This is a genomic window from Microbacterium halophytorum, from assembly GCF_002970975.1.
Taxonomy (GTDB): domain Bacteria; phylum Actinomycetota; class Actinomycetes; order Actinomycetales; family Microbacteriaceae; genus Microbacterium; species Microbacterium halophytorum.
Window position 1 is genome coordinate 539,847 of sequence record NZ_KZ672982.1, and the last position, 12,999, is coordinate 552,845.

The 12,999-nt window shown below is 70.3% G+C and carries 16 protein-coding genes; 8 read left to right on the plus strand and 8 right to left on the minus strand.

The window, feature by feature from the left end; translation table 11 throughout:
• Nucleotides 1-9 precede the first annotated feature (9 nt).
• The 3 genes from C0010_RS02545 to C0010_RS02555 all read right to left on the minus strand — a co-directional run bounded on the left by C0010_RS02545 (nucleotide 10) and on the right by C0010_RS02555 (nucleotide 1,864).
• Nucleotides 10-576 (minus strand): dienelactone hydrolase family protein, encoded by a 567-nt coding sequence (locus tag C0010_RS02545; RefSeq protein WP_105565444.1) that lies wholly within the window; start codon nucleotides 574-576, stop codon nucleotides 10-12.
• A gap of 31 nt (nucleotides 577-607) precedes the next feature.
• Nucleotides 608-1,036 (minus strand): cupin domain-containing protein, encoded by a 429-nt coding sequence (locus C0010_RS02550; protein ID WP_105565445.1) that lies wholly within the window; start codon nucleotides 1,034-1,036, stop codon nucleotides 608-610.
• Between the two features lie 162 nt (nucleotides 1,037-1,198).
• Nucleotides 1,199-1,864 carry a CGNR zinc finger domain-containing protein gene (locus tag C0010_RS02555; protein WP_105565578.1) on the minus strand — a complete coding sequence of 222 codons (666 nt, stop codon included), beginning with the start codon at nucleotides 1,862-1,864 and terminating at the stop codon, nucleotides 1,199-1,201.
• 141 nt (nucleotides 1,865-2,005) lie between these two features.
• Between C0010_RS02555 and C0010_RS02560 the strand changes: the two genes are divergently transcribed.
• Nucleotides 2,006-2,629, plus strand: a complete 624-nt coding sequence (locus tag C0010_RS02560) for an isochorismatase family protein (RefSeq protein WP_105565446.1) — start codon at nucleotides 2,006-2,008, stop codon at nucleotides 2,627-2,629.
• A gap of 42 nt (nucleotides 2,630-2,671) precedes the next feature.
• Here the strand turns inward: C0010_RS02560 and C0010_RS02565 are convergent, their stop codons facing one another.
• Nucleotides 2,672-3,112, minus strand: a complete 441-nt coding sequence (locus C0010_RS02565; protein WP_105565447.1) for a DUF6097 family protein — start codon at nucleotides 3,110-3,112, stop codon at nucleotides 2,672-2,674.
• A 201-nt stretch (nucleotides 3,113-3,313) separates the two neighbouring features.
• Here C0010_RS02565 and C0010_RS02570 point away from each other — a divergent pair, with 201 nt between their 5' ends.
• Genes C0010_RS02570 through C0010_RS02580 form a run of 3 tightly spaced genes read left to right on the plus strand, consistent with a single transcriptional unit; the run spans nucleotide 3,314 to nucleotide 6,192 of the window.
• A complete protein-coding gene (locus C0010_RS02570; RefSeq protein ID WP_105565448.1) occupies nucleotides 3,314-4,642 on the plus strand; it encodes a carboxylesterase family protein in 1,329 nt (442 codons plus the stop codon).
• 57 nt (nucleotides 4,643-4,699) lie between these two features.
• On the plus strand, nucleotides 4,700-5,323 hold the full coding sequence (locus C0010_RS02575) for a TetR/AcrR family transcriptional regulator (RefSeq protein ID WP_198410782.1): 624 nt from the start codon (nucleotides 4,700-4,702) through the stop codon (nucleotides 5,321-5,323).
• Nucleotides 5,320-6,192: an SDR family oxidoreductase gene (locus tag C0010_RS02580; protein ID WP_105565450.1), complete on the plus strand. Its 873-nt coding sequence runs from the start codon at nucleotides 5,320-5,322 to the stop codon at nucleotides 6,190-6,192. Before C0010_RS02575 ends, C0010_RS02580 begins: the two co-directional genes overlap by 4 nt.
• Nucleotides 6,193-6,335: 143 nt before the next feature.
• On the opposite strand, the gene C0010_RS02585 is transcribed toward C0010_RS02580, so the two are convergent.
• Complete coding sequence (locus C0010_RS02585; protein ID WP_105565451.1) at nucleotides 6,336-7,202, minus strand: AraC family transcriptional regulator; 867 nt, start codon at nucleotides 7,200-7,202, stop codon at nucleotides 6,336-6,338.
• Nucleotides 7,203-7,317: 115 nt separating this feature from the next.
• Here C0010_RS02585 and C0010_RS02590 point away from each other — a divergent pair, with 115 nt between their 5' ends.
• The gene (locus C0010_RS02590; protein ID WP_105565452.1) at nucleotides 7,318-7,875 is read left to right on the plus strand and encodes a dihydrofolate reductase family protein; all 558 of its coding nucleotides are present in this window, start codon (nucleotides 7,318-7,320) and stop codon (nucleotides 7,873-7,875) included.
• A 112-nt stretch (nucleotides 7,876-7,987) separates the two neighbouring features.
• Here C0010_RS02590 and C0010_RS02595 read toward each other — a convergent pair whose 3' ends face one another.
• Both C0010_RS02595 and C0010_RS14855 read right to left on the minus strand, forming a co-directional pair.
• A complete protein-coding gene (locus C0010_RS02595) occupies nucleotides 7,988-8,593 on the minus strand; it encodes a hypothetical protein (protein ID WP_158685231.1) in 606 nt (201 codons plus the stop codon).
• 126 nt (nucleotides 8,594-8,719) lie between these two features.
• The gene (locus tag C0010_RS14855; RefSeq protein WP_158685232.1) at nucleotides 8,720-9,139 is read right to left on the minus strand and encodes a hypothetical protein; all 420 of its coding nucleotides are present in this window, start codon (nucleotides 9,137-9,139) and stop codon (nucleotides 8,720-8,722) included.
• A 164-nt stretch (nucleotides 9,140-9,303) separates the two neighbouring features.
• On the opposite strand from C0010_RS14855, the gene C0010_RS14860 reads away from it, so the two are divergent.
• A complete protein-coding gene (locus C0010_RS14860) occupies nucleotides 9,304-10,227 on the plus strand; it encodes a CPBP family intramembrane glutamic endopeptidase (protein ID WP_158685233.1) in 924 nt (307 codons plus the stop codon).
• 61 nt (nucleotides 10,228-10,288) lie between these two features.
• Here the strand turns inward: C0010_RS14860 and C0010_RS02605 are convergent, their stop codons facing one another.
• Nucleotides 10,289-11,476 carry an epoxide hydrolase family protein gene (locus C0010_RS02605; protein WP_105565455.1) on the minus strand — a complete coding sequence of 396 codons (1,188 nt, stop codon included), beginning with the start codon at nucleotides 11,474-11,476 and terminating at the stop codon, nucleotides 10,289-10,291.
• 237 nt (nucleotides 11,477-11,713) lie between these two features.
• On the opposite strand from C0010_RS02605, the gene C0010_RS02610 reads away from it, so the two are divergent.
• Entirely contained in the window at nucleotides 11,714-12,313 is a 600-nt protein-coding gene (locus C0010_RS02610; RefSeq protein WP_105565456.1) for a DNA alkylation repair protein, read from the plus strand.
• Between the two features lie 125 nt (nucleotides 12,314-12,438).
• Entirely contained in the window at nucleotides 12,439-12,990 is a 552-nt protein-coding gene (locus C0010_RS02615; protein WP_105565457.1) for a TetR/AcrR family transcriptional regulator, read from the plus strand.
• Nucleotides 12,991-12,999: the final 9 nt, after the last annotated feature.

A 12,999-nucleotide genomic window follows, 5' to 3' on the forward strand; every position in this document is an offset into this window, starting at 1 on the left:
GAGATCGGCTCAGAGCACCGCGAGGAACGCCGCGACCCGCCCCATCAGCTGCCCCGTGGCATCCGGGTCGTACGACGCGAGCGACGAGTCCGCGAACAGGTGCTCCGTGCCGTCGTAGAGGAAGAGCGCGGCATCCGGAACGGAGTCGGCCAGCTCGCGCGCCGATGCCAGGTCTTCGCCGAACCATTCGTCGTCGGCGCCCGCATGGATCTGCACGGGGACGCCCTCCGGCCACGGCCCGAACTCCGACACGGGCAGGCAGCCGTCGAAGAAGAGCGCGCCCGTTCCGCCCTCCCGCGTCTGCGCCAGGCACTGCGCCGGGATCACGCCGAGCGAGAAACCCGCATAGACGATCCGACGCGGCAGGCGCTCTGCGGCCGCGACTCCCCGCGCGAGCACCGTGTCGAACCCGATGCTCTCGGCGTGCGCGACCCCGGCCTCAACGGTGTCGAACGTCCGCCCGTCGAACAGGTCGGGAACGTGCACCGTATGCCCGTTCGCGATCAGCTCGCCCGCGAATGCGCGCACGCCCTCCGTGAGGCCCTGCGCGTGGTGGAAGAGAACGATCTCGGCCATGGCGGTCCTTCCTCGGTGCGTGCGCCGCGCCTCACCAGGGCATCGGCGATTCGCGGTCGGGGGTCGCGTCGTCGGCCACGCGCGTCAGTTCGTTCGGCCCGGCGCGGATGCAGAGCCAGCGCAGCAGCTCAGCGCCGTCCGGGGCGCATCGCCACGTGCGCCGAACGCCCGTGCCGACGCGGACGGTCGTGCCCGGCCCGACATCGACCACCTCGTCGTCGAGCGCCATCTGCCCGCGCCCCGCGAGGAACACGTAGAGCTCCTCGTCGCGGGAATGCGCGTGCCAGTACCCGGCCTCCTCCCCCGGAGCCATGGCGTTCGCCGTCATCCCGATCCACCGCAGCGGCAGCTCGTGGTCGACGACGCGCCGGCCGGCCTTGGTCGTCTCCGGCCGGAAGCCGCCGACGAAGTCGCGCCATTCGTCGAGGGCGCCCAGCTGGGCCACCTGGTAATCGCTCATGCGGTGATGTTCCCGCGCCGGATGGCTGTGGTCAAGCGCGTCCCCGTGCTGGTGACCGAGGCGACTCGGCTCGTGCTCGACAAAGGCGCATGACCCGCCTCGACCTCGAAACCCGGGCTAAGTGCACGGCGCGCATCGCCCGCTTCGCAGATCTGCGCAGGCTCAACGACTGCCCGCGGCGCGTCGGCGCGCGTAGGCCCTCGCGGCGCGGACCCTGTCGCCGCATCGCGTCGAGCACCATTGCCGGCGCGCGTGCGTACGGAGGAAGAAGCGGCGACAGCCATCCGCTTCGCACTGCGCGAGGATGGACGCGTCCTCGCCAGCGAGGAGCGCGGCCGCATCCTCCGCGACGACGGCCGACACGTGTTCGATCACCTGCGTCGCCGGATGATCCGCACGGCGGGTGAACCCCTGACCAGCGTCGAAGCGCAGCAGCAGCGCCCCCGGGGCGCTCGTCAGAGCGCGGTTAACGGCGTCGACCGTTTCGGGTGGGGGTTCCTCACCACCGACCCTGGCCGTGAAGAGCTCCCGCAGGTTCTCCCGCAGCGCCACGATGCGACCCTGGCAGTACTCGTACAGCACGCCATCCGAGTCGATCAGGTCTCGCGCGAGAAGCCAGGCCCGCACGCTCTCAGGGCTGTCGAGCGCGTCGACCCGCCGACCGCCGACTGATTCCGTCGCGCTGTTCACCAGGGCGATACTCGGGTGCACGTCGCTCCCCGGTACTGCGGCCCCCGACTCGCCTTTCACACGCCTAACGCTATCATCCGCGTTTTGCCGTGAGATCTTTGCTACGCTGGCCTCACGCCGAACTTGTTCATCTTCCATGAGCATCGCCCTGCCCAGACGCCCCGCCACACGGCCGCGGCCGTTCGAACCGCGCTCGCTTCCGACCGCTGACACCGCAGATTCCGCGCGCCGCATCGCCCTGGCGGCACGAACCGAACGCACGAACAGGAGAAGAACCCCATGACCGCACCACGCCGAGCCCTCATCGTCATCGACGCCCAGCAGGAGTACTTCGAAGGCGCGCTCCCGATCCAGTACCCCGACCGCAGCGACTCGATCCTGCGCATCCAGGACGCCATCGACGCCGCCGAGCAGACGGGCACACCCGTCGTCCTCGTCCAGCACGAGCTGCCGGCCGAGGCGCCCGTCTTCGCGTCAGGGTCGGCGACCTGGCGCAATCACCCCGCCGTCGCGGCGGCCGAGGACGACGCGGCCAAGCGCGTCAGCAAGCAGTACTCGAGCGTGTTCGCGGACACGGATCTCGCATCCTGGCTGCGTGAGCGCGACATCGACACCGTCACCCTCGTCGGGTACATGACCAACAACTGCGTGCTCGCTTCCGCCGCCGAGGCCGAGCCGCTGGGCTTCGCCGTCGAAGTGCTCTCCGATGCGACCGGCGCGATCGACCTGGCCAACGACGCGGGCGCCGCCCCCGCGAGGCAGGTGCACGAGACGCTCATGGCGCTGCTCCACTCGAACTGGGCCGCCGTGACCGACACCTCGGGCTGGGACGCCGCCCTCCGGTCGGGCGAGGCGCTGCCCAAGAGCGATCTCGCCACGTCCGCGGCTCGCGGCCGCGGCTGAGCCCTCGGCCCCGGGTGCTCGGCCGACCGCGAGCATCCGGGCTCAGAGGCCGATACGGGCGAGCAGCGCCGGGTACTCGACGCGGAGCAGCCGGCGCCGCGCTGCGCTGTGCACGAGTGCCAGCACGAGGACGGCGACGATGAGCGCGGCCGCCAGAGTCACCACCCAGAGGTTGCCGACGACCCAGTCGATCGGGTCGAAGCCGTCGACGAAGTACCCCATCCCGACGAGCACGGCGACGACGATCAGCACCGGAACGGCCAGGAACCCCGACAGCGCGTTCGCCAGGCGAACGCGCCGGTGCGCGCGCCGGAACTCGTCCCCTCCGACCGACTGCTCCAGCGCCTCGCACTGCTCGTAGAAGTCGTCGCGCAGCGGAACCGACAAGTTCCGCTCGGTGATCGCGACGTGCATGCGCCGCAGCTCTTCCGACAGCTGAAGCGATGCGACCACGGAGCCGGCGGCCTGGGACAGTGAGCTCATTGATCCTCCTGGATCTGATGGCGATGGGAACCCTCGAGCCTTGCATACGTGACTGACAGCGCCTCGGAGCCTTCCGCACCCGCTCCTCCCCCTCTGCCGAGCGGGTTCAGGAGACGGGCGTAGTGTTCGCGGGCGGGCCGCGTCGGCCACGAGCACGCGCCGCGCCCGCCCGAGCCCGAGGACCGGAAAGGGACGCTCCGCATGCCGACTGACGCTGTCTTCACACCGCCGAGCGGGCCGATCCGGGGGTGGATCGACGGTTCGGTGGCCCGCGCGACCGGCATCCCGTACGCGATGAGCGACCGCTTCGAGGAGCCGCGCCCCGTCGCGGACCGAGACGGAACGCTCGTCGCCACCGACTGGTCGCCCGCGTGCCCGCAGCGGCCCGTGCCGTTCCTGGACGCCGTCTTGGGCGGCTCCGTCGAGGGCCTCGAAGCCGACGAACACTGCCAGCGGCTGTCTGTGACGGCTCCGCGGGACGCGGGGCCTGGCGATGGACTGCCCGTGATGGTGTGGCTCCACGGCGGTTCGTACACGTCAGGCGCCGGCGACGTGCCGATCATGGACCCCGCGCCGCTCGTGGCGGAGCAGCGGGTCATCGCGGTCACGGTCACCTACCGGCTCGGCCTGTTCGGATACCTCGGCGGCGTCGCCGGGAAACCGGCGAACCTCGGGCTGTTCGATCAGCTCGAGGCGCTGCGATGGGTGCGGCGCAACATCGCGGCGTTCGGCGGCGACCCCGAACGGGTCACGGTGTTCGGCCAGTCCGCCGGCGGCGACGCCGTCGCGCACCTGATGGCGACCCCGGATGCCTCAGGACTGTTCCGGCGCGCGATCATCCAGAGCGCGCCGTTCGCGCTTGCGCGGCGACGTGCCGCGATGGTCGAGGCGATGAACGAAGCCGCCCGAGGGATCACGGCCGACGATTCGATGCAGGACGTGCTCGACGCGCAGCCGGCCGTCGAGAAGGCGGCATCCGGCTTCGGCCTGCGCCGCGCGACGCCCTTCGGCACGCAGTACGGCCAGCCGCCGCTGCCCGCCGAGGAGGACATCGATGCGGCATGGCACAGGCACGCGCCGGATGTCGATGTGCTGATCGGGCACACCGCCCAGGAGGCGACCCTCTTCGTTCCGCGCATTCCCGCGTTGCAGCGACTCGCCCGCCTGCCCCTGATCGGCCGCGTGCTGTCGAGAGGCGCCGTGGCCGCGCTGACGCGGATCATCTACGGTGCGGGCAGCAGGCGCTTCGCCCGCCGACACGCGCGCGCCGGGGGCAGTGCCCATCACTACGTGGTGTCGTGGGCGGCGCCCGGCAACCCGTGGCGGGCCGCACACACCGTCGACCTGCCCCTGCTGTTCGGCGATGAGGGCACCTGGCAACGGGCGGATCTGGTCGCAGGCGCACGCTGGGCCGATCTCGATGCCGCGGCGAAGCGCGTGCGGGAGGTCTGGGGGCGGTTCGCCCGCGGAGAGGACCTCGGCGATTCGGGGAGGGTTCCCGGTGCCCTGAGCTACCACCGCGTCCACTGACGCCGGCGCCTCGGCGGAGCCGCGCGATCCGCCCTCCACATGGCGTATATTAGTCATGTGACTAATTCTGGCGATCGACCGCGTTCCGCACGAAGCGAGCGGACGCGGGACGCCCTCATCACCGCGGGCATCGACCTGCTCGCGGAGGGCGGCTGGGAGGCCGTGACGACCCGCGCGGCGGCAGCGCGCGCCGGATCGAACGCGGGCCTCATCCACTATCACTTCGGCGGGCTCCCCGGCCTGCGCACGGCGCTCGCGGAGCGTGCGAGCGCTGACGCGATCGGCCCGCTCATCGGGCCCATCCTGCGGAGCGGAGACTTCGATGCGGCGATCAGCGCCCTGCAGGACGGAATCGCAGGGCTGGTCGCCGACGACCGGCGCATCCGACTCGCGACCCAGCTGATCGCCGGCGCCGGCCAGGACCCGGAGCTGGGCGCCGCGTTCCGACAGAATCTCCGCGGCGCGCGCGCCGCCATCGCCGAATGGCTCGGTCGGCAGCGACCGCAATGGCCGGCGGAGCGCATCACGGGCGCCGCCGCGCTCATCGCCGCCGTGCTCGACGGGCTCCTGCTGCACAGGGCCCTGGACGACGACGCTCCCCTCGACGCGGCGATCGCCGCCCTGCGCGGACTCGCCGCGAGCACCGACCCGGACGACCCCTCACGAAGGAGCACATCATGACAGACAGCCGGAAGCGCGTTCTCGTCGCCGGAGCCACCGGATACGTCGGCCGCCACATCGTCGCGCGACTGCACGACGAAGGCCACGTCGTGCGCGCGGTGGTGCGGGACAGGGCTCGCGCCGCCGCGCCCGGCGCATACGGCGCGCCGTCCCTCGACGGGCTCGTCGACGATTGGGTCGTCGCGCCCGGCGGCGCGGAGGACCTGGACCCGCAGATGATGTCGGGTGTCGATCACGTCGTCTCTGCGCTCGGCGTGACCCGCCAGAAGGCCGACCCCTGGACGATCGACTTCCACCTGAACCTCCGATACCTGGAGCTCGCCGAGCGCCAGGGCGCGTCATCGTTCCTGTACGTCGGCGTCATGAACGCCGCGAGCGGCACGTCCGCCGTCAGCCGCGCCAAGCATGCCTTCATGGAGGCCCTGCGACGATCCCGCGTGGCGCCGCAGATCGTGAACCCGTCCGGCTACTTCTCCGACCTGACCGAGATCTACGACCTCGCACGCCGCGGCATGGCGTTCGGCCTGGGAGACGGGAGCGTGCGCCTCTCCCCCATCCACGGCGCCGACCTCGCGGACTTCTGCGTCTCCCGCCTCGACGGCGCCGCCGGCACGTGGGATGTCGGCGGCCCCGAGGTGCTCACCTACCGAGACGTCGTACGGACCGCGTTCGAAGCGGTGGGCAGGAAGCCGCGGTACACGCGGGTCCCCCGCCCCCTGGCGTCCTCGGCCGTCTGGGCGGCCGATCGGATCAGCCCGCGGGCCGGCTCGCTGACCCGCTTCTTCCTCGACGGCATGCAGACCGACTCCGTCGGCGAACCGCACGGCACGCACACCCTCGCGGACTACTTCGCCGGGCTGGCGCTCTGACGCGCGGCCGGTTCCCATGTAGGCGTCGAGTTCTCCGTTGGATCCGAGGCACCGATCGTCAGCGTGTCCGCGTGCACGGCTGCCCGAGGGAGGACGATCGGGAGCGGCCAGGGCCCGGAGCTCCGGCCCTGACCGCTGCGACGTCACTCCCGTTCGATCGGGAACCACAGCTCGCACGTGGCCGTGCTGAAATCCTCCGCGCGATCGAGGATCGCGACGATCGACGGCCCCTCGCGCAGCCGCCACGGGTTCGACGGGAACCAGTCCGCCGCTGACGACGCGTACGCCTCCTGGAGCGCGGCCGGGTGCGGGCCGGATGTGCGGAACACCACCCACGCGCCCGCGTCGACATCGATGGCGTCGAGATCGGCGGGGACGTCCGCGTCGGCACCGCACGCCGCGCCGTGCAGGTACGTCAGCTCGCTCCCCTCGGCGTAGTCGGGGTCGACATCCGCGCTCACCTGCAGGAGGCCGCGCGGCTCCGTCGTGCTCAGCGCCTTGAGCCGGCCGTGCTCTTCGACCGGCAGCGACGCGATGTGCTGCTGGATGTGCGGGTTGATGCCTTCGTGGATCAGCGGCACGCGGGCGGCGTGGCCGACGAGGCGGAAGGCGGGTCGTTCGATGATTCTGGCGTCCATTGCGGCGCTCCCTTCGACGGTCAGGCGGAACCTGAGGGTGGGTTGAGTGCGAAGGGGGCCGCCGTCGCGGCGGACATCGCCGTGGCTGGCGCCGTGCACCGATCGGAACGCGCGGCCGAAGGCCTCGACCGACCCGTATCCGAAGCGCGTGGCGATCGTCAGCAGATCGTCGTCGCCGATCACGTCGGACGCCGCGACGGTCATCCGCCGCCGCCGTACGTATTCCGACAGAGGCATGCCCGCGAGCGACGAGAACATCCGGCGCGCGTGATAGCCCGTCGTACCCATCGAGGCGGCGAGCGCGTCGACGTCGATCTCGTCACCGATCCGCCGCTCGATCTCGTCGACCAGGCGATTGAGGTTCTCGATCATGGCTGCTCCCTTCGCGTTCCACTCTCGTCGAGCGGCCGCGACGCGCGCCCGATCATCCGGGTTCGATTCTGTCGGGTGCCTGTCGCGGGAATGCTCCGAAGACTACGCTCGCCGCATGGGGCTCCTGACCTTCAGCATCAACGTGACCCTCGACGGCTGCGTCGACCACCGGGAGGGCATCGCCGATGACGAGACGCACGGCTTCTACACCCGCCTCCTGATCGACTGCGGGGCGATGCTGTGGGGTCGTGTGACCTACGAGATGATGGAGAGCTCCTGGCCGGCGGTCGCCGACGGCTCCGAGCCCGCGCCGCCGTCGATGCGCGAGTGGGCGCTGGCGCTCGAGACGAAGCCGAAGTACGTCGTCTCGACCACGCGCACCGACTTCCCGTGGACGAACAGCCACCTCATCTCGGGCGATCTGAGCGCCGAAGTGCAGCGCCTGAAGGACGAGACCCCGGATGGCGTGCTCCTCGGCAGCGGCACCCTCGCGGTCGCGCTGGACCGCCTGGGCCTGATCGACGAGTACCGGTTCATGGTCCACCCGCAGATATCCGGGCACGGGCCGACCCTGTACCAGGCGGGCCTCCCGCGCACGCGACAGCTCGAACTGATCTCGGCGGAGCCGCTGCGCAACGGCGCCGTCGCGACGCACTACCGGCGCACGACATGACCGGCGGCGGAGAGCCACAGAGCGTGCGCTCGGCGTGCACCGCGCCGCATCGCCTCGGACGCTCGGATCACGCTCCGCTGGGTCCTGCCGGTCGGCCGCTCACGCAGTGACCTTACGGTTCGAAGATGCGGACGTCGTCGCCGTAGCCGAACAGTGTGCCTCCACCGGACTGACCGTCGGCGAACTCGAACTCATACTCGCGCAGCCGCCCATCGTCATCGACCCACCACGTCTCGGTCCGCTCCTCGGACACGAGCTCGAAACCGTGGGTCTCGAGGCCGTCGATCTCGCGCGCTTCGACCGCCTCGATGCTCGTCGCCGCGGCCGCCATGTCCTCCTGCACCTGTGCCCAATCCCATGCCGCGACGAACTCCTCGGGGTCGACGCTGCCGCTGCGCTCCGGGCGTGCTGTTCCCGGCGCGCGCCAGTACTCGCCGTCGACGACCCATTCAGAGCGTTCCTCGCCCGGCGTGGTCGTCTCCACGCGCAGCTCGCTCAGGTCGCCTTCCTCGTACACCGCAGCGCCTTCGAAGGTCTCCTCCCCTGAGGTCATCGTGAACTGCACCGTCCCGGCGTCGCGGATCGCATCCGCCGTGGTCTCACCGATCGAGTCAGCCGACGGGCCGCTGCTGCAGCCCGTCACCACCAGTGCTCCTGCCAGCGCCAACGCCCCAAGAGCGCGTCGACCGGCAGCGGACATCATCTGCATCGTCGCCATACCGAGATCCTATGAGACTCCCTCGGACGCGGGCATCTGCCAGGCACCACGGATCGTCCCGATGCGCTGCCGGCGCACGGAGGGCTGAGCTCTGCCGGCTCCGAACCGGGCGCCGCCGGCTCCCGGTCAGTCCGGGCTCTCTGCCGCTTCCTGCGCGCGAGCGCGCTTCGCGGCTGCCCGCCCCGCGATCCCGGCGCACGTGCCGCACACGATCACCCACCCGAGCGCGACACAGAGCACGGACAGGACGATCGAGGCGGCCTCTCCCGCACCCAGAACGATCATCGCTCCGATCATCGCCGCTCCACCGGCGAACGCCCCGCCCGATGCCGCGAACAGCCAGGGTGCGTTCGCCCGGTGCGCGGCGCGCCACGTCGCCTCGGAGGTCCAGATCACGCTCCGCAGGTCCTGCCCATCGGCCGTGGCGTAGTTCCGTTCGGGCTTTCCTCGTCGAGCCGACAACGCGAAGAAGAGCAGCATCCCGCCCAGAAGGAGGAGTATCGCGACGAGCAGGCCGCTCCCGACGGGCGCGAACTCGCTGTCCATGTTCCGAGCGTATCGAGCAGATCCGCCGCCCCGCGGGGATCTCGACTTCGTTCAACAGGCGTTCACCCGCAGGCGGCGGCCCGCATCCGGGCGCACGGCTGCGTCCGGTTCTTCTCCGGTTATCCCCATATCCCCGTCTTTTCGCCGTTCCTACCGTGGGGACCATGGAATCCGCACAGCGCACGACCCGAGCGGCCGAACGCCCCCGCACCGGCCCGTTCCTCGCTGCTTTCGCCGTCATCGTCCTGGTCGCCGTCGTGGCCGCGACTGCCCCGGTGTACGCCGGCGCCGATCCCGCATACCTGACGATCCTCACCCCCGTGTTCCAGTGGGTGCCGTTCCTGGCGGTCATCGCACTGCACGCCATCCATCGATCGCGTCACCGCGCCGCCCCGAAGACGGCCGGGACCTGGACCGTCTGGACCGCGTCCGGGGCCCGCGTCCGGGGTCGCATCGCCCCGATCCTGCGGGCATGCCTGCTCGCGCTCGGTGCCCTCCTCTTCGTCGGCGTCGTGCCGCTGCTGCTCTCGGGCGCCGTCGGTCTGGTCGACCTGCGTTGGGCCGACGGGGCGACGATGGCGGCGCTCGCGACGCTGCCCGTCGTGCTCGTGTTCATGATCCCGGTCGCGGGCGAGGAGCTCGCCTGGCGCGGCTACCTGACGACGCTGCTCGCCCCGCGCGGTTTCCTCGCGACGACCGCTCTGATCGGTGGCCTCTGGGCCCTGTGGCATCTGCCCCTCACCGTCGCGCTCGCCCACGCCGGTGAGATCGCGACGCGCGACGTCGTCTCGAAGACTGTCGATCTCCTCCTCGCCGCCGTGCTCGTCAGCGCCCTGCGCTACCTCTCGGGCAGCGTCTGGCCGGCCGTCTTCGCGCACGCGCTGTTCAACAACCTGTTCCAGATGCTCCAGTACAACTTCATGGAACCCCTGCCCGAGGCCTCGACCGGCGCTTACTGGGGCTACATGGCCGTCTCCTGGGCGACCTGGATCGCCGCGGACGCACTGCTCGTCGCCCTCGTCTACCGGCGCACGCGCGGCGTGCTCCCCGATCCGGCGACACCGACCGAGCGGTCTGCCTCAGGATGAGCCCCGCGGCGTTCCATACCGAGGAACCCCGCAACGCGGTCGCCGACACCCCTCCGCACGCTCACGCGCCGTCGCCGGCTGCGAGGATCGCCGCCGCGCCCCGTTGCAGATCGCTCACGAAGTACTCCGGAACCTCGAGCGACGGGAAATGCCCTCCGCGCTGCGGCGTTCCCCACCTGACGATGCGGCGATACCTTCGTTCCGCCCATGCGCGAGGACACTTCTCGATGTCGCGGGGATACACGCTGATCGCCGAGGGCACGTCGACCCGGAGCGCCTGATCGAATCGGTTCACGCCGCCGTGGCTCTCGAAGTAGATGCGCGCGGCTGATGCGCCCGTGCGCGTCAACCAGTAGAGCGTCACATCGTCGAGGATCTTGTCGACCGGAATGGTCTCGAACGGGCTGTCTTCGGTGTCCGTCCATTCGGCGAACTTGTCGAGGATCCACGCGAGAAGGCCGACGGGTGAGTCGGCGAGTGAGTATCCGATCGTCTGCGGTCGGGTCGCCTGCTGCTTCGCGTACGCCGCCCGGTATCGCCAGAAGTCGTCGGTCTCTTCGACCCATGCTCGCTCCGCCGCGGTCAGCCCGCTCAGGGTCTGCCCCGGCGGCGCCTGTGCCACCGTCGTGTGGATGCCGAGCACCCGGTCCGGGAACATGCCCCCGATGACCGTGGTGATGACGCCGCCCCAGTCCCCGCCGTGGGCGACGAACCTCGTGTAGCCGAGTCGACCCATGAGCTCGACCCAGGCTCGCGCGATCTTCCCGACGCCCCACCCCGTCTGTGCCGGCCTGTCGCTGTATCCGAAGCCCGGGAGCGATGGCGCCACGACGTGGAAGGCCGGCGCCGTCGCATCTGCGGGATCCACCAACTCATCGATCACGTCGACGAACTCGGCGACGCTGCCCGGCCAGCCGTGCGTGAGCACCAGTGGAGTGGCATCGGCTCGCGAGGAGCGCCGGTGCAGGAAATGGATCCCCAATCCGTCGATCTCCGTCCGGTACTGCCCGACGCGATTCAGCCGATCCTCGAAGTCGCGCCAGACGTACTCGGAACGCCAGTACTGCACGACGTCGACGAGGTCGGCGAGAGGGACGCCTTGCTCCCATCGGCGCGCATCGGGTGCGGGACGGTAGGACGTTTCCGTCTCGGGCAGTCGTGCCACCGCGAGCCGCGCCCGCAAGTCATCGAGTTCCGCGTCAGGCGCGTGAGGTTCGAATCTGTGCACTTCATCGGTCGAACGGCGCATTTCACTTCCTCGTCATCGCGGAACCGGCTTCACCGGGAGAGCATCGGAGGCGATGCCTCAAGCAAAGGATGCCGCATCCTTGTGCGCTCGTGGGCCGCACCGCTCGCGTTCGACCCTCTGCGGGCGTCCCACCGCGCCCTGACACACCGTAGACCCCGTCTATGACCACCGACCGGTGCAGCGCGAGAGGCGCTCATCGGCGTTCCGCACCGGTCGCGCCCTCGCTAGCATCGGGGCATGGGCGATCCCCTCACGACGGCGCGCGGTCTCGTCACGGCGCTGCACGACGCAGCCGAGCCGGGTGAGGTCGAGCAGATTCGTCGCCGGGTCGCGGACGACGAGCCCGTCTTCGGCGTTCGGATGGGAACCCTGTTCGCGGTGGCGAAGCGCGCGACCGATCTCCCGCTGGCGGAACTTCAGAGCCTCTTCGCTCATCCCGCCTACGAGCCTCGTCTCGCGGCGTTCTGCATCCTCGACTTCCGCGCGCGCCGACGCCTCACCGACGACGAGCGTGCGACACTCGCCGCCGCGTACCTCGACCATCACGACGCCATCACATCCTGGGACATGGTGGATCGCGCGGCGCCGCGCGTGCTCGGCTGGCCGATACTGATCGGCGCTGCCGACTTCGCGATACTCGAGGAGCTCGCGCGATCCGACGAACCGCTGCGGCGCAGATCGGCGATCACCGCGCCGCTGTGGTTCATCAAGAAGGGAACCGACGCTGACGTGGCGCGCGGGTTGCAGATCGCGGACGCTCTCTCGGGCGACCGCCACCCGCGCGTCGCATCGGCGGTGAAGATCTACCGCGAGCACGCATCTCGGCGCGGAATGTGACGTACACGGCACGGCAACGGTGCACGCGCGACACGTGCTCCGACTCGACCGCGCGCAATACGGATGTGGAACAGCGCATCACCTTCGAGCTTGCGAACGCTAAAAGTGAGTGTATAGTCACTCACATGCCGTCGAGAACGCTTTCCTCTGCCGACGCCCGCCGACCCGAGATCATCGATGCTGCGCTCGTCGCTTTCTCCCGAGGCGGATACGGCGGGACCACCGTGACCGATGTCGCGCGCGAGGCGGGGATCTCCAGCGCCTACGTGCTCAAGCTGTTCGGCGGAAAGGAGGCGCTGTTCATCGCTGCGCTGAACGCATGCTTCGATCGCATCGAACGCACGCTCGTCGACGCGCACGCGATCGGTTCCCCCGCCGAGGTCCTGGATGCGCTGGGCGCCGCCTACGCTGGCCTCATCGCCGATCGGACGCTGCTGCTCATCCAGGTGCATGCGCAGTCCGTCGCAGCGATCCCCGCCATCGGCGACGCGCTGAGAGCGGGACTCGCACGGATCGTCCGGTTCGCGAAACAGCACTCGGGTGCCGACGACCGCGAAGTGCAGCGCTTCATCGCGTACGGGCAGCTCTGCCATCTCGCCGTGACATCCGGAATCGCCGACGTCGACGACGACTGGTCCCGCATCCTCACCGACGGCCTCCGCCACCCCACGAACTGAAGGAGAGAT